General features: G+C 61.1%; 17 protein-coding genes. 12 read left to right on the top strand and 5 right to left on the bottom strand.

Annotated elements, in window-relative coordinates; all coding sequences use genetic code 11:
* The first annotated feature begins 76 nt into the window (after positions 1-76).
* A complete protein-coding gene (locus tag M2401_RS05000; RefSeq protein WP_259100423.1) occupies positions 77-517 on the top strand; it encodes an Hsp20 family protein in 441 nt (146 codons plus the stop codon).
* 115 nt (positions 518-632) lie between these two features.
* On the opposite strand, the gene M2401_RS04995 is transcribed toward M2401_RS05000, so the two are convergent.
* Together M2401_RS04995 and M2401_RS04990 are read right to left on the bottom strand one after the other, a co-directional pair.
* Positions 633-3,521, bottom strand: a complete 2,889-nt coding sequence (locus M2401_RS04995) for a GGDEF domain-containing phosphodiesterase (protein WP_259100421.1) — start codon at positions 3,519-3,521, stop codon at positions 633-635.
* Positions 3,522-3,606: 85 nt separating this feature from the next.
* Positions 3,607-4,482, bottom strand: a complete 876-nt coding sequence (locus M2401_RS04990; RefSeq protein ID WP_259100419.1) for a LysR family transcriptional regulator — start codon at positions 4,480-4,482, stop codon at positions 3,607-3,609.
* A 147-nt stretch (positions 4,483-4,629) separates the two neighbouring features.
* Between M2401_RS04990 and leuC the strand changes: the two genes are divergently transcribed.
* The 5 genes from leuC (at position 4,630) to M2401_RS04965 (ending at position 9,806) form a co-directional block, all read left to right on the top strand.
* A complete protein-coding gene (leuC, locus tag M2401_RS04985) occupies positions 4,630-6,054 on the top strand; it encodes a 3-isopropylmalate dehydratase large subunit (protein ID WP_259100418.1) in 1,425 nt (474 codons plus the stop codon).
* A gap of 10 nt (positions 6,055-6,064) precedes the next feature.
* Positions 6,065-6,703 (top strand): 3-isopropylmalate dehydratase small subunit, encoded by a 639-nt coding sequence (leuD, locus tag M2401_RS04980; RefSeq protein WP_259100417.1) that lies wholly within the window; start codon positions 6,065-6,067, stop codon positions 6,701-6,703.
* Between the two features lie 140 nt (positions 6,704-6,843).
* Positions 6,844-7,926, top strand: a complete 1,083-nt coding sequence (leuB, locus tag M2401_RS04975) for a 3-isopropylmalate dehydrogenase (protein ID WP_259100416.1) — start codon at positions 6,844-6,846, stop codon at positions 7,924-7,926.
* A gap of 55 nt (positions 7,927-7,981) precedes the next feature.
* Positions 7,982-9,094 (top strand): aspartate-semialdehyde dehydrogenase, encoded by a 1,113-nt coding sequence (gene asd / locus M2401_RS04970; protein ID WP_259100415.1) that lies wholly within the window; start codon positions 7,982-7,984, stop codon positions 9,092-9,094.
* A 355-nt stretch (positions 9,095-9,449) separates the two neighbouring features.
* Positions 9,450-9,806, top strand: a complete 357-nt coding sequence (locus tag M2401_RS04965) for a hypothetical protein (protein WP_409033879.1) — start codon at positions 9,450-9,452, stop codon at positions 9,804-9,806.
* Positions 9,807-9,825: 19 nt separating this feature from the next.
* On the opposite strand, the gene M2401_RS04960 is transcribed toward M2401_RS04965, so the two are convergent.
* Both M2401_RS04960 and M2401_RS04955 read right to left on the bottom strand, forming a co-directional pair.
* The gene (locus tag M2401_RS04960) at positions 9,826-10,455 is read right to left on the bottom strand and encodes a pyridoxamine 5'-phosphate oxidase family protein (RefSeq protein ID WP_259100414.1); all 630 of its coding nucleotides are present in this window, start codon (positions 10,453-10,455) and stop codon (positions 9,826-9,828) included.
* 207 nt (positions 10,456-10,662) lie between these two features.
* On the bottom strand, positions 10,663-11,259 hold the full coding sequence (locus tag M2401_RS04955) for a glutathione S-transferase (RefSeq protein WP_259100413.1): 597 nt from the start codon (positions 11,257-11,259) through the stop codon (positions 10,663-10,665).
* A gap of 191 nt (positions 11,260-11,450) precedes the next feature.
* Between M2401_RS04955 and M2401_RS04950 the strand changes: the two genes are divergently transcribed.
* From M2401_RS04950 to M2401_RS04930, 5 genes are all read left to right on the top strand, one after another.
* Positions 11,451-12,443: a 2-dehydro-3-deoxygalactonokinase gene (locus tag M2401_RS04950; RefSeq protein WP_259100412.1), complete on the top strand. Its 993-nt coding sequence runs from the start codon at positions 11,451-11,453 to the stop codon at positions 12,441-12,443.
* A 1-nt stretch (position 12,444) separates the two neighbouring features.
* Entirely contained in the window at positions 12,445-13,062 is a 618-nt protein-coding gene (locus M2401_RS04945; protein ID WP_259100411.1) for a 2-dehydro-3-deoxy-6-phosphogalactonate aldolase, read from the top strand.
* A gap of 46 nt (positions 13,063-13,108) precedes the next feature.
* Positions 13,109-14,257 carry a galactonate dehydratase gene (gene dgoD / locus M2401_RS04940; RefSeq protein ID WP_259100410.1) on the top strand — a complete coding sequence of 383 codons (1,149 nt, stop codon included), beginning with the start codon at positions 13,109-13,111 and terminating at the stop codon, positions 14,255-14,257.
* A gap of 111 nt (positions 14,258-14,368) precedes the next feature.
* The gene (locus M2401_RS04935) at positions 14,369-15,676 is read left to right on the top strand and encodes an MFS transporter (protein ID WP_259100409.1); all 1,308 of its coding nucleotides are present in this window, start codon (positions 14,369-14,371) and stop codon (positions 15,674-15,676) included.
* 58 nt (positions 15,677-15,734) lie between these two features.
* Entirely contained in the window at positions 15,735-16,547 is an 813-nt protein-coding gene (locus tag M2401_RS04930; protein WP_259100407.1) for an IclR family transcriptional regulator, read from the top strand.
* Between the two features lie 132 nt (positions 16,548-16,679).
* Here the strand turns inward: M2401_RS04930 and M2401_RS04925 are convergent, their stop codons facing one another.
* Positions 16,680-17,732: an NAD(P)-dependent alcohol dehydrogenase gene (locus M2401_RS04925; protein WP_259100406.1), complete on the bottom strand. Its 1,053-nt coding sequence runs from the start codon at positions 17,730-17,732 to the stop codon at positions 16,680-16,682.
* 178 nt (positions 17,733-17,910) lie between these two features.
* On the opposite strand from M2401_RS04925, the gene M2401_RS04920 reads away from it, so the two are divergent.
* Positions 17,911-18,864 (top strand): AraC family transcriptional regulator, encoded by a 954-nt coding sequence (locus tag M2401_RS04920; RefSeq protein ID WP_259100405.1) that lies wholly within the window; start codon positions 17,911-17,913, stop codon positions 18,862-18,864.
* Positions 18,865-18,867 lie beyond the last annotated feature (3 nt).

The raw sequence follows: 18,867 nt of genomic DNA, 5'->3' as shown, positions 1-18,867 counted from the left end.
GTCCCTATTTAGGGGTTACGCGATGCCGAATTCGGGTTGCGTTATTAACTACCTCGCTGAATTTCAGGAGATACACATGACTGCTGCATTTTCCCTCGCTCCACTGTTCCGTCACTCCGTTGGCTTTGACCGTTTCAACGACCTGTTCGAATCGGCCGCCCGTAACGAAACTGCTGGCAGCTACCCTCCCTACAACGTCGAGAAGCACGCTGAAGATCAGTACCGCATCGTCATCGCGGCAGCAGGCTTCCAGGAAGATGACCTGGAGCTTCAGGTCGAAAAGGGCGTCCTCACCGTGACCGGCGCCAAGCGTGAGAACAGCGCGGAAGGCGTGACCTTCCTGCACCAGGGCATCGCCCAGCGTGCGTTCAAGCTGTCGTTCCGTCTGGCTGACCATATCGAGGTCAAGAGTGCGGGCCTGTCCAACGGCCTGTTGAACATCGACCTGCTGCGCCTGGTGCCGGAAGAGGCCAAGGCCAAGCGCATCCCGATTGCGGGTCAGAAGACCCTTTCGTAATACCCGCCAGCTAAGGCCGCTCCTGTGGGACCGGCTTTAGCCGGGAAGGCATTGGTACAGTCGCTGAATTTCAGCTGCCTGTAACAGCGCTTTCCCGGCTGAAGCCGGTCCCACTTTATTGGCGGCTGCGCAACAACTGCGCGAACTCATCCGTATTCAGCGGCTCGCTGAACAAATAGCCCTGATACAGGTAGCAGCCCAGTTGTTCGAGAAACTCCAGCTGTTCGGGTTTTTCCACGCCTTCGGCGATCACGATCAGATTGAGGCTCTGGGCCATGGCGACGATGGCGCGGATGATCTCGGCGTCGTTGGGGTCGGTGGTGGCGTCGCGGACGAACGACTGGTCGATCTTCAGGGCGTCTACCGGCAGGCGCTTGAGGTAGGTCAGGGACGAGTAGCCGGTGCCGAAGTCATCCATGGCAAAGCTGATGCCGAGTTTTTTCAGGCGACGCATTTTTGCGATGGTGTCGTCCAGGTTCTGGATCACCACGCCTTCGGTGATTTCCAGCTTGAGCAGGTTACTGGGCACGCCATTGCTGCTCAGGCTGCGTTCGACCCGCTCGACGAAGTCGTTCTGGCGGAACTGCCGGGGGCTGATATTGACGCAGAGCTTGAAGGCCTGCGGGTCGATCAGGTTGTCCCGCAATAGCTGTCCGCAAGCCTTGCAGGCTTCCTCCAGGACCCAACTGCCCACTTCCAGAATCATCCCGCTTTCTTCCAGGACCTCGATGAAGCGGGTCGGCGGCAGGGTGCCGTTTTCCGGGTGGAGCCAGCGCAGCAGGGCCTCGGCACCGATGATGCGGCTGCCGCGCGCATCGACCTGGGGTTGGTAGTTGAGCATGAACTCGCCCCGCACCAGGGCCAGGCGCAGATCGTTTTCCAGGCGCAGGCGGTCGCTGGCGGCCTTCTGCATGCTGTTCTGGAATAGCTGGGTGGTGTTTCGCCCCGAATCCTTGGCGCGGTACAGGGCGATATCGGCGCGCTTGAGCAGGTCGGCCGGGTTGGAGCCGTGATCGGGAATCAGGGCGATACCCATGCTCGGCGTCACCTGCAGGCGTTGGCCGTCGAGGAACATCGGCTCGGCAAGGATCTCGCGCAGGGTATTGGCCAGTTCGTAGACCTGCTCGATGACTTCGCTGCGGCTGCCGTCCAGTTCACTGAGCAGCACCACGAACTCGTCGCCGCCCAGGCGTGCCACAGTGTCTTCCAGGCGTACGCTGGCTTCCAGACGTGCGGTGACCACTTTCAATACGGCGTCACCCACCGGATGGCCGAGGGAGTCGTTGATGTGCTTGAAGTGATCGAGGTCGAGGAACAGCAGGGCGCCACGCCGGTCATGGCGTTTGAGCAGCTCGATCTGCTCGCTCAGGCGCTCCATCAGCAGGGCGCGGTTGGGCAGGTTGGTCAGGGGGTCGTGATAGGCCAGGTGCTCGATCTGCGCCTGGGCGTTCTTCAACTGCGTAAGGTCGCGGGCGGTGATGAGCAGGCAAGCGGTCTCATTGAGGATGATCGGCTCGATGGACAGCTCCACGGATAACGATTCGCCGTTCTTCTTGCGACCGATCATTTCCCGGTGATGGACCCGGCCCTTGTCGCGCAACTCTTCAAGCATCTGCAGGCGCTGTTGCGGGTCGGCCCAGATGCCGACTTCCCGGGCAGTACGGCCGATCACGTCGTCCGGGGTGTAGCCGGTCAGGCGGCAGAAACCGGTGTTGATCTCCAGATAGCGGCCGGTCTCTTCCTCGGTGATGGTGATGGCGTCGGGGCTGGAATAGAACGCCTTGGCGAATTTCTCTTCGCTGGCCTGCAGGGCGGCCTGGGCCCGTTGCTGCTGGCTGATGTCGCGCAGGGTGGTGACGATGCAGGGTTGTTCGTCGACCACGATCAGACGGCTGCTGACCAGACAGGTCAGATCCTCACCGGCTTTACTGCGCAACACCACTTGCAGGTTGTTGACTTCGCCTTCGTCGATGATCTGCTGGTTGCGTTTCAGCCGCTGCAAGGGGTCGGCCCAGAAACTGGTCTGCTTGACGTCCAGGCCGATGATTTCCTCGGCCTTCCAGCCGAATACCTGGCTGAACGCCGGATTGATCTCGATGAATTCACTGGTGGCGAAGTGGGTGACGCAGACCGGGTAGGGGCTGACCTGAAACAGGCTGGCGAACTTCTCTTCCGAAGTCTTCAGGCGTTTTTCCCGTTCGACCTGCTCGGAGATATCGAGCAGGGTGCCGGCCATGCGCAACGGCTGGCCGCCGGCGTCCAGGTGCAGACGGGCGCGGCAGTCCAGGTAACGCACCGAACCGTCTTTGAGGGGCAGGCGATAGGTCAGTTGCTGGTTGCCGCCTGCGCCCTGGCGCATTCCGTCGTAGGCCAGGCGCAGGTTATCGCGTTCGGACAGGCAGGCCTGGGCGAAGAAGGCGTCCATGGACTCGTGGAACGGCTCGGCAGGCAGGCCATGCAGTTCGGCGGCGCGGCCGGAGCAATAGAGCATGTCGCTGGGGATGTGCCAGTCCCAGATGCCCATCTGCGCCGAGTCCAGGGCCAGGTCCAGGCGCTCCTGACTGTCTCTGAGGGCCTGCTCGGTGTGTTTGTGCTGGCTGTTATCGAGAAACGAGCCGAGCATGTAGAGGCCGTCATGCAGTTCGATCCGCTGGACGTAATAGGTGCCTTCCAGACTGCGGCCGTCACGGGTCTTGAGTTGCACGTCGAGGCTGGCCTGGGCTTCGCTTTCCAGAGCCAGGGCAATGAGTTGCTGGCGCTGCCGGGGATCGGACCACAGACCCATCTGCAGGGTGGTGCGGCCAATAATCTCTTCCGGCCGCCAGCCCAGCAGGGTTTCCACGTGCTGGTTGACCGCGCAGACCAGGCCATCCTCGAGGCGGGTGAGCAGCACGAGGTTGGGACTCAGGTTGTACAGGGTCGCGAAACGTTGTTCCGACGACACGTCCGGGCCCGATGCCTGGCCGGGCAATTGAAAGGTGCGGCTGTCCAAGGGGTTGGGCATTTGATCACGAGCCTTATAGGAAAAAGCTGGTAAGACGATCGTTGAGGCAACCACCTGGGTCGCGCTACAGCACGCTGCGCTCGTGTTATGGGGCCTGTTGTGCATCCAGTAATGCCATGAAGGCCCGTGCCGCATTCGAGAGTGTCCGCTCGGTATGCAGAATGTAGCCTAGCTGGCGGGTCAGTTGTATCTCCGGCAGCGGAATACGGGCGACCTGCTCATCGAGCATAGTACGCGGAAGCACGCTCCATGCGAGGCCGATGGAAACCATCATTTTGATGGTCTCCATATAGTTGGTGCTCATGGCGATATCCGGCTTGAGGCCCTGGGCTTCGCAGAGGCCTTTGACGATATGGTGGGTAAAGGTGTTTTCGCCTGGGAACACCGCCGGAAAGCGCACGATATCCGGCAGGGTGATCGGCCCGCTGTTGGCCAGGGGGTGCTCGGGGGCGCAGACAAAATCCAGTGGGTCATCCCACACCGGCACCGCCCGCACCAGCGTGTGGGGCTCAGGCGCCAGGGTGATCACCGCCAGCTCGGCGCGGCCATGGAGGATTTCTTCGTAGGCCACCTCCGAGTCGAGGAACTGGATATCCAGGGCGACCTGGGGATAGCGACGAGTGAACTCCCTTAATAAAGGAGGCAGCCGGTGCAGGCCAATGTGATGGCTGGTTGCCAGAGTCAGGCGACCGCTCACTTCGCCGGTCAGATTAGTCAGCGCCCGGCGGGTGTCATCCAGCACGTTGAGGATCTGGTAGGCCCTTGGCAGCAGGGCCCGGCCGGCCTCGGTCAGGCTGACTTCCCGGCCCAGGCGATCGAACAGGCGCACGCCCAGTTGCTGCTCAAGACCGGCGATGCGCTTGCTGATGGCTGGCTGGGTCAGGTGCAGGCGTTCCCCGGCGCCGGAGAAGCTGCCGGTCTCGGCGATGGCAATAAAGGCATTGAGATTGGCCAGGTCCATGGTCGAATTCCAGTTAGTTATCCAAAGCATAAAAATTATGAATTTGAGTTATTTAAGCATATTTCATACGATCACCCCCACAAGCCAAGGGGTCATCGAACTTCGAGCACCCAAGGCATAGAAACAAGCTGATGAGGAAACCGTCTGATGGCCGGCAAAACGCTCTACGACAAGCTTTGGGATTCGCATTTGGTCAAGCAGCGCGACGATGGGTCGGCGCTGATCTACATTGACCGCCATATCATCCATGAAGTGACTTCGCCCCAGGCTTTCGAAGGCCTGCGCCTGGCCAAGCGCAAACCCTGGCGTGTCGACAGCATCGTTGCCACGCCGGACCACAACGTGCCGACGACGCCGGAGCGCAAGGGCGGTATCGAGTCCATCGTCGATCAGGTATCGCGCCTGCAGGTGCAGACCCTCGACGACAACTGCGATGAATATGGCATTACCGAATTCAAGATGAATGACCCGCGTCAGGGTATCGTTCACGTCATCGGCCCGGAGCAGGGCGCCACCCTGCCTGGCATGAGCGTGGTCTGCGGCGACTCGCACACCTCGACCCACGGCGCATTCGGCGCCCTGGCCCACGGCATCGGTACTTCGGAAGTCGAGCACGTGCTCGCCACCCAGTGCCTGGTCGCCAAGAAAATGAAGAATATGCAGGTTCTGGTCGAAGGCAAGCTGCCCTTCGGCGTGACGGCCAAGGACATCGTCCTGGCCGTGATCGGCAAGATCGGTACCGCCGGTGGTAACGGCCATGCCATCGAGTTCGCCGGTAGCGCGATCCGTGACCTGTCCGTCGAAGGCCGCATGACCATCTGCAACATGTCCATCGAGGCCGGTGCCCGTGTCGGCATGGTGGCCACCGATGAAAAGACCGTCGAATACGTCAAGGGCCGTCCGTTCTCGCCCAAGGGTGCTGAGTGGGACTTGGCTGTAGAAGCGTGGAAGGACCTGGTATCCGACCCGGACGCGGTGTTCGACACCGTGGTCGAGCTCGACGCGACCCAGATCAAGCCGCAGGTCAGCTGGGGTACTTCGCCTGAGATGGTGCTGGCCGTTGATCAGAACGTGCCGGACCCGGCGAAGGAAGATGATCTGGTCAAGCGTGGCTCCATCGAGCGCGCCCTGAAGTACATGGGCCTCAAGGCCAATCAGGCAATCACCGACATCCAGCTGGACCGCGTCTTCATCGGCTCCTGCACCAACTCGCGGATCGAAGACTTGCGAGCGGCGGCGGACGTGGCCAAGGGCCGTAAAGTCGCCTCGACCATCAAGCAGGCCATCGTCGTACCGGGCTCGGGCCTGGTCAAGGCGCAGGCCGAGCAGGAGGGCTTGCACGAGATCTTTATCGAGGCCGGTTTCGAATGGCGTGAACCGGGCTGCTCCATGTGCCTGGCGATGAACCCTGATCGCCTGGAGACGGGCGAGCATTGCGCGTCTACTTCCAACCGTAACTTCGAAGGCCGTCAGGGCGCCGGTGGCCGTACCCACCTGGTCAGTCCGGCGATGGCGGCAGCGGCCGCGATCAACGGTCGTTTCATCGACGTTCGCGATTTGATGCAGCACTAAGGAGCCCAACATGAAAGCCTTTACTCAGCACAGCGGCCTTGTCGCTCCTCTGGATCGTGCCAACGTCGACACCGATCAGATCATTCCCAAGCAGTTCCTCAAGTCGATCAAGCGCACCGGTTTCGGTCCGAACCTGTTCGACGAGTGGCGCTACCTGGACGTGGGCCAGCCTTACCAGGACAACTCCAAGCGTCCCCTGAACAAGGACTTCGTGCTCAACCACGAACGCTATCAGGGCGCCAGTGTTCTGCTGGCCCGGGAGAACTTCGGTTGCGGCTCCAGCCGTGAACACGCGCCGTGGGCCCTGGAGGAATATGGCTTTCGCAGCGTGATCGCGCCGAGCTATGCCGATATCTTCTTCAACAACAGCTTCAAGAACGGCCTGCTGCCGATTATCCTCAGCGACGCCGATGTCGATGAGCTGTTCCAGCAGGTTGAAGCCAACCCCGGCTACCAGTTGAATATCGACCTGGCCGCCCAGACCGTGACCCGGCCTGATGGCAAGGTGCTGAGCTTCGAAATCGATGCATTTCGCAAGCACTGCCTGCTCAACGGCCTGGACGATATCGGCCTGACCCTGATGGACGCCGACGCCATCGCCACGTTTGAAGGCAAGCATCGTGCGACCCAGCCGTGGTTGTTCCGGTAAGAGGTCCTGACCCGGACATTGTTGTGGGAGCGGATTCATCCGCGAAGACGTCAGTACACTCAACACTAAAGTGACTGATAGTTCGCCTTCGCGAATAAATTCGCTCCCACGGGATTTTGTGACTTCAGCAAGAGGACTTTATGAGCAAGCAGATTCTGATTCTCCCAGGTGATGGTATTGGTCCGGAAATCATGGCCGAAGCGGTCAAGGTGCTGGAGCTGGCCAATACGAAATATCAACTGGGCTTCGAGTTCAGCCACGACGTGATCGGTGGCGCGGCCATCGACAAGCATGGCGTGCCATTGGCCGACGAGACCCTGGAGCGGGCCCGTGCTGCCGATGCCGTGCTGTTGGGCGCCGTGGGTGGGCCGAAGTGGGATGCGATCGAGCGTGATATCCGTCCTGAGCGTGGTCTGCTGAAGATTCGTGCCCAACTGGGCCTGTTCGCCAACCTGCGTCCGGCGATTCTCTACCCGCAATTGGCTGACGCGTCGAGCCTGAAGCCGGAAATCGTTGCCGGTCTGGATATCCTCATCGTTCGCGAACTGACCGGTGGTATCTACTTCGGCGCGCCACGTGGCACCCGCGAGCTGGATAATGGCGAGCGTCAGGCTTACGACACGCTGCCGTACTCGGAAAGCGAAATCCGCCGTATCGCCCGTGTCGGTTTCGACATGGCCCGTGTGCGCGGCAAGAAGCTGTGCTCGGTGGACAAGGCCAACGTCCTGGCCTCCAGCCAGCTGTGGCGTGAAGTGGTCGAGCAGGTGGCCAAGGATTACCCGGACGTCGAGCTGAGTCACATGTATGTCGACAACGCGGCGATGCAACTGGTGCGTGCGCCGAAGCAGTTCGATGTGATGGTTACCGACAACATGTTCGGCGATATCCTCTCCGACGAAGCGTCGATGCTCACCGGTTCCATCGGCATGCTGCCATCGGCGTCCCTGGATTCGAACAACAAGGGCATGTACGAGCCTTGCCACGGTTCGGCTCCCGACATCGCCGGCAAAGGTATCGCCAACCCGTTGGCGACCATCCTGTCGGTGTCGATGATGCTGCGTTACAGCTTCAACCAGCACGCTGCTGCCGAAGCCATCGAGAAGGCCGTGAGCCTGGTGCTGGATCAAGGTCTGCGCACCGGCGACATCTGGTCTGAAGGCAAGGCGAAGGTCGGCACTCAGGAAATGGGTGATGCCGTAGTCGCCGCGCTGCGGAATCTGTAATATTTGCGGCCCGCCCTTGAGGCGTGGCCCACTTTTTGTAAAAGGTGTAGTTGCGATGAAACGTGTAGGTCTGATCGGTTGGCGTGGCATGGTAGGTTCCGTGCTCATGCAGCGGATGCGCGAAGAGCAGGATTTCGATCTGATCGAGCCGGTGTTCTTCACCACGTCCAATGTCGGTGGCCAGGCCCCTTCAGTGGGCAAGGATGTCGCACCCTTGAAGGATGCGTACAACATCGACGAGCTGAAAACCCTCGACGTGGTTCTGACCTGCCAGGGTGGCGACTACACCAACGAGGTGTTCCCCAAGCTGCGCGAAGCCGGCTGGCAGGGTTACTGGATCGATGCCGCCTCGTCCCTGCGCATGCAGGACGACGCCGTGATCATCCTCGACCCGGTCAACCGCAAGGTGATTGATCAGCAGCTGGACGCGGGCACCAAGAACTACATCGGCGGCAACTGCACCGTCAGCCTGATGCTGATGGGCCTGGGTGGTCTGTTCGAGGCCGGTCTGGTCGAGTGGATGAACGTCATGACGTATCAGGCGGCCTCCGGTGCCGGCGCGCAGAACATGCGTGAACTGATCAAGCAGATGGGCACCACCCACGCCGCCGTCGCAGATGACCTGGCCAACCCGGCCAGCGCCATCCTCGACATCGACCGCAAGGTTGCCGAGGCCATGCGCAGCGAGTCCTATCCGACCGAGAACTTCGGCGTGCCATTGGCTGGCAGCCTGATTCCCTGGATCGACAAGGAACTGCCGAACGGTCAGAGCCGCGAAGAGTGGAAAGGCCAGGCCGAGACCAACAAGATCCTCGGTCGCTTCAAGAGCCCGATCCCGGTCGACGGCATCTGCGTGCGCATCGGCGCCATGCGCTGCCACAGCCAGGCGTTGACCATCAAGCTGAACAAGGACGTGCCGATCGCCGACATCGAAGGCCTGATCGCCTCGCACAACCCTTGGGTCAAGCTGGTGCCAAACCACCGCGAAGCGAGCATCCAGGAACTGAGCCCGACCGTCGTGACCGGCACCATGAGCATCCCGGTGGGCCGTCTGCGCAAGCTGAACATGGGCTCGCAATACCTGGGCGCCTTCACCGTGGGCGACCAACTGCTGTGGGGCGCGGCCGAGCCGCTGCGTCGCATGTTGCGGATTTTGCTGGAGCGTTGATTCGCTTTTGCCAGGTTCAAAAAAACGCCCCTCATTGAGGGGCGTTTTTTTTTGCTGAGTCAGGCACCGACAGAAGTCTTTACTATCAAAACGCTAGACTTCGAGGCGTAGTCAATCTGGGCACTTCTCATCTCTGCGGCGAGGAATGTCCTTGATCGAAGGGATCGCAGATTTTCCGATATTTACGTCTGTTAGCGATGTGATTCTGCACCAATAACGGCGTAAAAGGTTTGCTTGGGAGTAAGCAGGATGCCGCTCCGGCCCTCGTTTGATTGCGCTGTTTCGATGAGGCCACCCCAACCGCTCCAACCCACCAGCTATGCTCAATCCAATTCTCGACGACAGTGGAAAAGTCATGACGGGCAGGCTGCTGGTGCTGTGGCGGCGTTACAGGGCGTTGCTGGACAAGGACCTGAACAAGGAGGTTTTTGAAAACCTCAAGAACCTGTTGGTCTGCGCCTTTCTGTTTGCCGCCGGGACCAGTGCCCTCCATGACGAGGCTTCGCTGTTCATGGGCTTGTTCGTCTCCAGTGTGGCGGGCTGGGGATTGATCGTGATCTCGGGGCTGCTTCTGTTCATGAATATCTGCGATGGCCTGCGCAAACTGGCTTTGCTGCGCTATCACCTGATTCTTCAGGTGTTGCTGTGTGTGCTTTATATCGTGGTGGCGGTGCGGATCGTCGAGATGGTCTGGGGGTTCAGGACGCAGTAGTGGCTCGCAGCAACGTCGATCAATACAAGGTATCGGCAATACGCCCCGGCAAAGCCTTGTCGTAGGCCTCGCCGTCGATTTCCGCTGCCGAGATATCCTTGAGAATCTGCCCCGCCGTCGGCAGTGCGCTGCGCTCTATCTGGCGGGCGACGTCCCACAGGCCGGCGCGGATCACCGCTCGGCTGCACTGGAAGTAGACGCTGGTCACGTTGATGCGCAGTACGGTTTTCGGTAACTGACCCTTTACCGCAAAGCGCGCAAGCAGCTGCGGCTCAACGCAGATCTGTGCGGTGCCGTTGACTCGCAGGGTTTCACCGACCCCCGGCACCAGAAACAGCAGAGCCACGCGCGGGTCGTCGATGATGTTGCGCAGCGTGTCGAGGCGGTTGTTGCCGCGTCGGTCCGGCAGATACAGGGTGTTCTCGTCTTCGATGTGCACGAAGCCCGCCTGATCGCCCCGGGGGGAGGCATCAAGCCCGCCGGGGCCGGACGAGGCGAGGATGGCAAAGGGCGCTGCTTCTATAAAGGGCCGGTAGGCAGGGTGAATGTGATCGACTTCTTTCACCAGCGACGGCCGGGCCACCGTGCCGTACAGCGTTTCCAGGGCTTCGGTGGTGGTTACGTACGAGCTGTGGTCGAGGTTGGTCATGTTTGCTCCTGTCAGGCTACGTACTAGCCTACCGAACCCATGGTGCTTTTGTGAGCGCGAATTTTGTGGGAGCGAATTCATTGGCGAATGCATTATTCAAGACACAGAGATGCGACGACTGTACCGGCCTCTTCGCGAATAAATTCGCTCCCACAGATTTCTCCCATGCTGCGGAGTGATTGCTGTGCTAGCCAAGCCCATAGCAGCTTATTGCATGGGATAACGCATAAATGCCGGATGCTGTTCCAGCAGCGCGGTGTGCTGTTGCAGGCGAGGAAAGGCCTCGGCCTTGACCACGGATGCAATCATCAACTGGGTAAAGGACCAGGCCACCGCCGCCGTCAGGCTGCCCTGGGTCAGGCTAGGGCTGTCCGGCAGGCGTTTTTCCAGTAAGCCATAGGCCGCCAGCAACTGCCCGGTGACCCGATCCAGCCATGGCTCGTGGAGTTTCTCGGCCGGGCGCAGGTTGTGCTCGTAGACGATCTGCACGCTTTTCTCACACGCCGCCAGGGCCAGGCCGGTCAGTTCCAGGTCCTTGGCGCGGGCGTCGGGCTGTTGCGGGAACAGCTTGTGCGAAGCCGGTGCCAGGGTCTCGAAGTAGTCGAGTATCAGGTTGGAATCCATCAGCAGCGTGCCGTCATCCAGCAGCAGGGTTGGCGCCTTGACCACCGGGTTGATCCGCGAGAACTCGGCAAAGGTGCTGAACACCGACAGCGCCTGGTGTTCGAATTCTACGCCGTAGAGTTCCAGGGAGATGGCCACGCGCCTTACATAGGGCGAGTCGAGCATACCGATCAGTTTCATGAAGCCTCCATTCATCATTGTGTTTAACGCTGCCTACTCTATATCAAGGGCGCAAATCAAAGCACGCCGAGCAAAAATAAGTATCCCAAAATATGGGATTGATATTTACATATTGAGATAATTCGCCGATCAGGTTTATAGTCTGCCTCGCACCCACTGCTTGAATATCCAATTACAAAAAGGTGAAAGCGATGCAGGCGCACTTGATTGCGCTCGATTGGGGGACAACCTCCCTGCGGGCATATCGACTTGGCGAACAAGGCCAGGTCCTGGAACATCGCTCGCTGTCTGCGGGCATCATGCAACTGCCGTCGAACCCCCGCGCCATTGGCGGCGTGATGTGTGCCGACGGTTTTGAACTGGCCTTCGACGAGGCCTGTGGTGACTGGCTCGACGCTCAGCCGGATCTGCCGGTGATTGCCTGCGGCATGGTCGGCAGCGCCCAGGGCTGGCGCGAGGCCACTTACCGCGAAACCCCCGCCAGCGTGGCTGGCCTCAGCGAGGCCTTGCAGGTCGTGCGCAGTCGGCGCGGCGTCGACGTGCATATCATTCCCGGTGTCTTGCAGCGCTCGCTCCTGCCCAATGTCATGCGCGGCGAAGAAACCCAGGTACTGGGCGTCCTGGCCAGTCTGGCAGACGTCGAAAAAGCCCAGCCGCTGTTGATCGGCTTGCCCGGCAGCCATTCGAAGTGGGTGCGGGTGGTTGATGACAACATCGTCCATTTCGATACCTTCATGACCGGCGAGGTCTACGCTGCGCTCTGTGCCCACACCATTCTTGGCCGGACCATGCAGCGCGGCGCCGAGTTCGCCGCTGAAGCCTTTGATCGTGGCCTGCAGATAGCGCTGTCAGCAGAAGGCGCGGCCGGGCCACTGTCGACCATCTTCAGTACCCGCACCCTGGGCCTGACCAGGCAGCTCGACGCCACGGCCCAGGCTGATTACTTGTCTGGCCTGTTGATCGGTCATGAGCTGGCCAGCCTCGCCGCCTTGCTGTGGCGCAATCACGAACAACTCCCCGCTGTGGTCCTGATCGGCAGCGACGCCCTGTGCCTGCGCTATGGCCGGGCTCTGGCGGCCTGCGGTTTTGCCCAGGTCCGCGTGGCGGCCCAGGCCACCGAGCGCGGCCTGTGGCAGGTCGCGGTCCAGGCTGGCCTGCTGGCACCTATTGAAGAAGAGGTCTGAAATGCTCAAACAAGCACTGACACAAAACGGTCTGGTCGCGATCCTGCGCGGCCTGCGCCCGCAGGAAGCCGAAGCCATCGGCACGGTGTTGTACGACGCCGGGATCCGCGTCATTGAGGTGCCGCTCAATTCGCCACAGCCTTACGACAGCATTCGCCTGCTGCGGTCGCTGTTGCCCGCTGATTGTCTGATCGGTGCCGGGACGGTGCTGACCCCGGAACAGGTCAGTCAGGTCAAGGATGCAGGCGGCCAGGTGATCGTCATGCCCCACAGCGATCCGGTGGTATTGCGCGCGGCCAAGGCGGCGGGGTTGTTCCTGTCTCCGGGCGTCGCGACACCGACCGAAGCTTTCGCCGCCCTGGCCGAAGGCGCCGATGTACTGAAGATGTTTCCCGCCGAGCAAATGGGTCCAGCGGTGGTCAAGGCCTGGCTGGCGGTCTTGCCGGCGGGCACGGTGCTGCTGCCGGTGGGGGGCATCACGCCAGACAACATGGCGCCGTTCATCAGCGCCGGGGTCAAGGGTTTCGGCCTGGGTTCGGGCTTGTTCAAACCGGGCATGAGCGCCGCGCAAGTGGGTGCCAGCGCCGAGGCCTATGTGGCCGCGTGGAATAAACAATAGTGATCGATGCCTGCGGGCATCTCTATCGAACAAGAGAGCATTCGTTATGAAAATCACCAAACTCACCACTTATATCGTGCCGCCGCGCTGGTGCTTCCTCAAGGTCGAGACCGACCAGGGCATCACCGGCTGGGGTGAGCCAGTCGTCGAGGGCCGCGCCCATACCGTGGCGGCCGCCGTGGAAGAACTGTCCGATTACCTGATCGGCAAGGACCCGCGCAATATCGAAGACATCTGGACTGTGCTCTACCGCGGCGGCTTCTATCGCGGTGGCGCGGTGCACATGAGCGCCCTGGCCGGGATCGACCAGGCCCTGTGGGATATCAAGGGCAAGCATCTGGGCGTGTCGGTCAGCGACCTGCTCGGCGGCCAGGTGCGCGACAAGATCCGCGTCTACTCGTGGATCGGTGGCGACCGTCCGGCCGACACCGCCCGTGCCGCAAAAGAAGCAGTGGAGCGCGGTTTCACTGCGGTGAAGATGAACGGCACCGAAGAGCTGCAATTCCTCGACACCTTCGACAAGGTCGACCTGGCTCTGGCCAACGTTGCGGCAGTGCGTGATGCCGTAGGCCCGAATGTCGGCATCGGCGTGGACTTCCATGGCCGGGTGCACAAGCCCATGGCCAAGGTGCTGATGAAAGAGCTGGACCCCTACAAGCTGATGTTCATTGAAGAGCCGGTGCTCAGCGAAAACTATGAAGCCCTGAAAGAGCTGGCGCCCCTGACCAGTACGCCGATTGCCCTGGGCGAGCGGCTGTTTTCGCGCTGGGACTTCAAGCGCGTGCTCAGCGAAGGCTACGTCGACATCATCCAGCCGGATGCTTCCCACGCCGGTGGCATCACCGAAACCCGCAAGATCGCCAATATGGCCGAGGCCTACGACGTCGCCCTGGCCCTGCATTGCCCGTTGGGGCCGATCGCCCTGGCGGCCTGCCTGCAACTGGATGCGGCCTGTTACAACGCCTTCATTCAGGAGCAGAGCCTGGGCATCCACTACAACGAGAGCAACGACCTGCTGGACTACATCAAGAATCCTGAGGTGTTCGACTACGACAAGGGCATGGTCAAGATCCCCAATGGCCCGGGCCTGGGCATCGAGATCAACGAGGAGTACGTCAAGGAACGCGCTGCCATCGGCCATCGCTGGCGCAACCCGATCTGGCGTCATGCCGATGGCAGTTTTGCCGAGTGGTGATGGCCTGATCGTCGCGCCCATCCTGGATTGGAATTAGGCCTCGTTGGGTCTGGTTTCAGTCAGGTTCATCGCTATTACCGACCTCAATAACCATAAGAAGAGGCAAACCCCATGCAGACACGCACACTTGATAGCGCGGCGTTGGCTACGCCGACGCGCAAGCGCTTCTTCATCATGGTCCTGTTGTTTATCACCGTAGTGATCAACTATCTGGACCGCAGCAACCTGTCCATCGCTGCCCCGGCCCTGACCAGTGAACTGGGCATCGACCCGGTCCACGTCGGCCTGGTGTTCTCCGCTTTCGGCTGGACCTACGCCGCCATGCAGTTGCCCGGTGGCTGGCTGGTAGACCGGGTGCCGCCGCGCATCCTCTATACCGCCGCCTTGGCCCTGTGGTCCCTGGCCACGGTGATGCTCGGTTTTGCTGGCAGCTTTGTTGCGCTGTTCGTCCTGCGCATGGCTGTCGGTGCCCTGGAAGCCCCGGCTTACCCGATCAACAGTCGCGTGGTCACCACCTGGTTCCCTGAGCGCGAACGGGCTACGGCCATTGGTTTCTATACCTCCGGGCAGTTCGTCGGCCTGGCGTTCCTGACGCCGGTCCTGGCCTGGCTGCAAGCCACGTTTGGCTGGCACATGGTCTTCGTCAGTACCGGTGTCATCGGGATTGTCTGGGCGGCGATCTGGTACATGGTTTACCGCGAGCCACGGGACTTCAAAGGCGTTAACGCCGGGGAGATCGATCTGATCCGCGAAGGCGGCGGGCTGGTGGATATCCAGGCGGACGTCAGCAAGAAGCAGCAAGGCTTCAGCTGGGCAGACCTGGGCATCGTGCTGAGCAAGCGCAAGCTGTGGGGCATTTACCTGGGGCAGTTCTGCCTCAACTCGACCCTGTGGTTCTTCCTGACCTGGTTCCCCACCTATCTGGTGAAATACCGTGGCATGGACTTCATCAAGTCCGGTCTGCTGGCCTCGCTGCCGTTCCTTGCGGCCTTTGTCGGTGTGCTGTGCTCGGGCTTCTTCTCCGACTGGCTGATCCGTCGCGGTTACACCGTGGGTTTTGCGCGCAAGTTGCCGATCATTGCCGGGCTGCTGATTTCAACGTCCATCATTGGCGCCAACTTCGTTGAGTCGACACCGCTGGTCATTGCTTTTCTGGCCCTGGCGTTTTTCGGCAACGGTCTTGCATCGATCACCTGGTCGCTGGTCTCGACCCTGGCCCCGGCGCGTCTGTTGGGCCTGACCGGCGGCACCTTCAACTTCATCGGCAATCTGTCGGCCATTGCCACGCCCATCGTCATCGGTTTTCTCGCCACGGGCGACTCGTTCGCCCCGGCCATTACCTATATCTCGGTGCTGGCATTGATTGGCGCGCTGTCCTACATCCTGCTGGTGGGCAAGGTCGAGCGTATTGAGTTGTGACATCAGCCCGGGCTGGCGGCGATAATGCCGTCAGCTTTTTGATCGGATAAGGCGTGATATGCAGCTTGAACCCCCGCAACCCGAATCCCCTGCGGCAGCGCCCACGGGCACCCAGACCCTGCTGCGCGGCCTTGGCGTGATCCAGGCCGTGGCCAGTGGCGCCCGGGACCTCAAGGAAATCGCCCGGCTGATCGGCACTACCCGCAGCACCACCCATCGCCTGGCCAGTTGCCTGGTGGAGGAGCGTTACCTGCGGGTATTGCCTCAGGTCGGCTATCTGCTGGGGCCGAAACTGATCGAGCTGGGCTTCCAGGCTCGCGAAGAAGTGCCCCTGGCCATGCTGGCGCGGCCGTATCTGGATCACCTGTCGGAGCTGACTGGCGACACCGTGCACCTGGCCGTGCGTGATGGCGATGAAGTGCTGTACCTGCACAAGAACCCTGGCCGCAATGGCCCGGAGATGCGCTCGCGGGTCGGTCATCGCATGCCCCTGGCCCGTACCGGCATCGGCAAGGCGTTGTTGCTCGACAGCAGTGAAGCGGAATGGCAGCGCCTGTATCAGGTCAGCCTGCCAGCAGGCGGGCGCAATCCGCTGTGGCCCAGCCATGAGGAGCAGTCCTGGGAACAGGTGCGTGAGCGCATGCTGGAATATGTGCAGGGCGGTTATGCCTTCGACCTGGAAGACAACGAACCGTCGATCCGCTGCGTCGCGGCGCCGATTCGTGATGCCAGCAAGCAGATCATTGCCGGGATCAGCATCGCCAGTACGGTGCCGTACATGCCGCTTGAGAAGATGGCCGAGTTGGTGCCGCTGATCAAGGAGACGGCAGGGCGGTTGTCGGCGGAGTTGGGGGGGGGAAGACGTCTGTAGCCTTATGGGGGTCATTGTGGGAGCGGATTTATCCGCGAATGCAGCATTCCAGACGATACGGATGCATCGAATGTACTGTCTTCTTCGCGAATGAATTCGCTCCCACAGGATTCGACCTTATAGGGTCGAAGGTCAGGCTTTCAATGTGGCCATATCTATCACAAAGCGATATTTCACATCACCCTTGATCACGCGTTCGAATGCGTCGTTGATATTGCGGATATCCAGCATCTCGATGTCACAGGTGATGTCGTGCTCGGCGCAGAAGTCGAGGACTTCCTGGGTTTCTGCCAGGCCGCCGATCATGGAGCCGGCCAGTACCCGACGCTTCATCACCAGGTTCACTGCGTGCACCGGCGGGTTGATCGGTTCGATCAGGCCAACCAGGATATGTACGCCGTCGAACTTCAGGGTGTTGAGGTAGGGGTTGAGGTCGTGTTGCACCGGAATGGTGTCCAGCAGGTAGTCGAACTGCCCGGCGGCGGCCTGCATCTGCTGCTCGTCGGTTGACACGATCACATGGTCGGCACCCTGGCGACGGGCTTCTTCGGCCTTGGCCTGGGAACGGGTGAACAGGGTCACTTCGGCGCCCATGGCCTTGGCGAACTTGATGCCCATATGGCCGAGACCGCCCATGCCCAATACGCCGACCTTGTCACCGGCCTTGACGCCGAAGTGCTTCAGTGGCGAATAGGTGGTAATGCCTGCGCACAGAATCGGCGCGGCGCTGGCCAGGTCGAGCTTGGCCGGAATGCTCACGACGAAGCGGTCGCTGACTACGATGGCGCTGGAGTAGCCGCCCATGGTCAGGCTGCCGTCGATGCGGTCGTGCCCGGCATAGGTCTGGGTCGGGCCTTCGACGCAGTATTGCTCCAGGTCCGCCGTGCAGGCTTCGCAGGTGCGGCAGGAGTCGACCAGGCAGCCGACGCCGACCAGATCACCGACTTTGAACTTGCTGACATTGGCGCCGATAGCGGTGACCTTGCCGACGATTTCATGGCCTGGCATCAGCGGGTAGGTGGCAAACCCCCACTCGTTGCGCGCCTGGTGGATATCCGAATGGCAGACGCCGCAGTAGAGGATCTCGATGGCCACATCGTCGGCCCGTGGGGCGCGGCGTTCGAAGGTCATGGGGGCCAGGGGAGCGGTCGATGTCTGGGCGGCGTAACCGATGGCTGTGTACATGATGAACCTCGCTAATGTGTATCAGATTGAAGGCGGCCATTGTCCGGCAGGCTGCCCGTACTGACGATGATGATTCCTCCGAGTGTCATGCCTATTCCTCCGGCGCCCGTTGCCAGATGAGCGCCACGCGGGGCAGATCTGCGATGATAGGGCTGTCTAATCCTCTGCCGGGTCTTTCATGTTGCAGTCCTACCATTCCGACGCCAATGCCGCCCTTGTCGCGCTGATCAAGCCCTTGGCCACGCGGCCGGGTTTTGTGGCGACACGCTTGCCCCAGGTCAACGTCGTCTCCCTCTATACCTATGTCGCCAGCAGCCCGCAGATCTACGAGCCGAGCCTGATGATCATCGCCCAGGGTGGCAAGTTCGCGACCCTGGGCACCCGTACCCTGGACTACGGCGCCGGGCATTACCTGGTACAGGCGCTGTCGGTGCCGTTCATGTGCGAGACCTTTGCCACGCCCCAGGAGCCGCTGTTCGGTGTGTCGGTGGCGATCGACCGGGTGGTGCTGGGCGAGCTGGTCCAGGCTTTGGGCGAGGAGCCGGACCAGATAGTCGAGGCGCAGACGCCGGAGTCCATGACCTCGGTGGTCCTCGATACGGCCATGCGCGAGAGCCTGGAGCGCTTGCTGCGTTGTCTGCACGATCCGCGCGAATGTCAGGCCATGGGCCAGGCGCGGCTGCGTGAGGTGTTGTATGCCGCGTTGCGTGGGCCGCAATCCGGGGTACTGCGGGCATTGGTCACCCAGCAAAGCCATTTCGCCCGTGTTGCCGGCTCGCTGGCTTATCTGCATAGCCATTTTTCCGAGCCGCTGAATGTCGAGACCCTGGCGCGTCAGGCAAACATGAGTGCTTCGACCTTCCATGAGCATTTCAAGCGCAGCACCCTGTTGTCGCCGGTGCAATACCTCAAGCGCCTGCGCCTGCTCAAGGCTCAGCATCTGTTGATCGTCGAAGGCTTGGGCGTGGCCCAGGTGGCGTTGCGGGTCGGCTATCAGAGCACGTCGCAGTTCAGTCGCGAATATAAACGCTACTTTCAGCGTAATCCGGGGGAGGAGGGTAGTCGCGCTGCCATGTTTATCGCAGACAGCAAAAAGGCCCCCGAAGGAGCCTTTCTCGCAGCACATGGCTGATAG

This window comes from Pseudomonas sp. JUb42 (assembly GCF_024807945.1).
Taxonomy (GTDB): Bacteria; Pseudomonadota; Gammaproteobacteria; order Pseudomonadales; family Pseudomonadaceae; genus Aquipseudomonas.
The sequence above is the reverse complement of the archived record's forward strand: the minus strand, read 5'-3'. Positions and strand labels throughout refer to the sequence as shown.

What these genes read in the sequence shown, in the direction of transcription:
- M2401_RS05000 (WP_259100423.1), top strand. Translation starts at nt 77, where the DNA reads ATGACTGCTGCATTTTCCCTCGCTCCACTGTTCCGTCACTCCGTTGGC.
- M2401_RS04995 (WP_259100421.1), bottom strand. Translation starts at nt 3,521, where the DNA reads ATGCCCAACCCCTTGGACAGCCGCACCTTTCAATTGCCCGGCCAGGCA.
- M2401_RS04990 (WP_259100419.1), bottom strand. Translation starts at nt 4,482, where the DNA reads ATGGACCTGGCCAATCTCAATGCCTTTATTGCCATCGCCGAGACCGGC.
- leuC (WP_259100418.1), top strand. Translation starts at nt 4,630, where the DNA reads ATGGCCGGCAAAACGCTCTACGACAAGCTTTGGGATTCGCATTTGGTC.
- leuD (WP_259100417.1), top strand. Translation starts at nt 6,065, where the DNA reads ATGAAAGCCTTTACTCAGCACAGCGGCCTTGTCGCTCCTCTGGATCGT.
- leuB (WP_259100416.1), top strand. Translation starts at nt 6,844, where the DNA reads ATGAGCAAGCAGATTCTGATTCTCCCAGGTGATGGTATTGGTCCGGAA.
- asd (WP_259100415.1), top strand. Translation starts at nt 7,982, where the DNA reads ATGAAACGTGTAGGTCTGATCGGTTGGCGTGGCATGGTAGGTTCCGTG.
- M2401_RS04965 (WP_409033879.1), top strand. Translation starts at nt 9,450, where the DNA reads ATGACGGGCAGGCTGCTGGTGCTGTGGCGGCGTTACAGGGCGTTGCTG.
- M2401_RS04960 (WP_259100414.1), bottom strand. Translation starts at nt 10,455, where the DNA reads ATGACCAACCTCGACCACAGCTCGTACGTAACCACCACCGAAGCCCTG.
- M2401_RS04955 (WP_259100413.1), bottom strand. Translation starts at nt 11,259, where the DNA reads ATGAAACTGATCGGTATGCTCGACTCGCCCTATGTAAGGCGCGTGGCC.
- M2401_RS04950 (WP_259100412.1), top strand. Translation starts at nt 11,451, where the DNA reads ATGCAGGCGCACTTGATTGCGCTCGATTGGGGGACAACCTCCCTGCGG.
- M2401_RS04945 (WP_259100411.1), top strand. Translation starts at nt 12,445, where the DNA reads ATGCTCAAACAAGCACTGACACAAAACGGTCTGGTCGCGATCCTGCGC.
- dgoD (WP_259100410.1), top strand. Translation starts at nt 13,109, where the DNA reads ATGAAAATCACCAAACTCACCACTTATATCGTGCCGCCGCGCTGGTGC.
- M2401_RS04935 (WP_259100409.1), top strand. Translation starts at nt 14,369, where the DNA reads ATGCAGACACGCACACTTGATAGCGCGGCGTTGGCTACGCCGACGCGC.
- M2401_RS04930 (WP_259100407.1), top strand. Translation starts at nt 15,735, where the DNA reads ATGCAGCTTGAACCCCCGCAACCCGAATCCCCTGCGGCAGCGCCCACG.
- M2401_RS04925 (WP_259100406.1), bottom strand. Translation starts at nt 17,732, where the DNA reads ATGTACACAGCCATCGGTTACGCCGCCCAGACATCGACCGCTCCCCTG.
- M2401_RS04920 (WP_259100405.1), top strand. Translation starts at nt 17,911, where the DNA reads ATGTTGCAGTCCTACCATTCCGACGCCAATGCCGCCCTTGTCGCGCTG.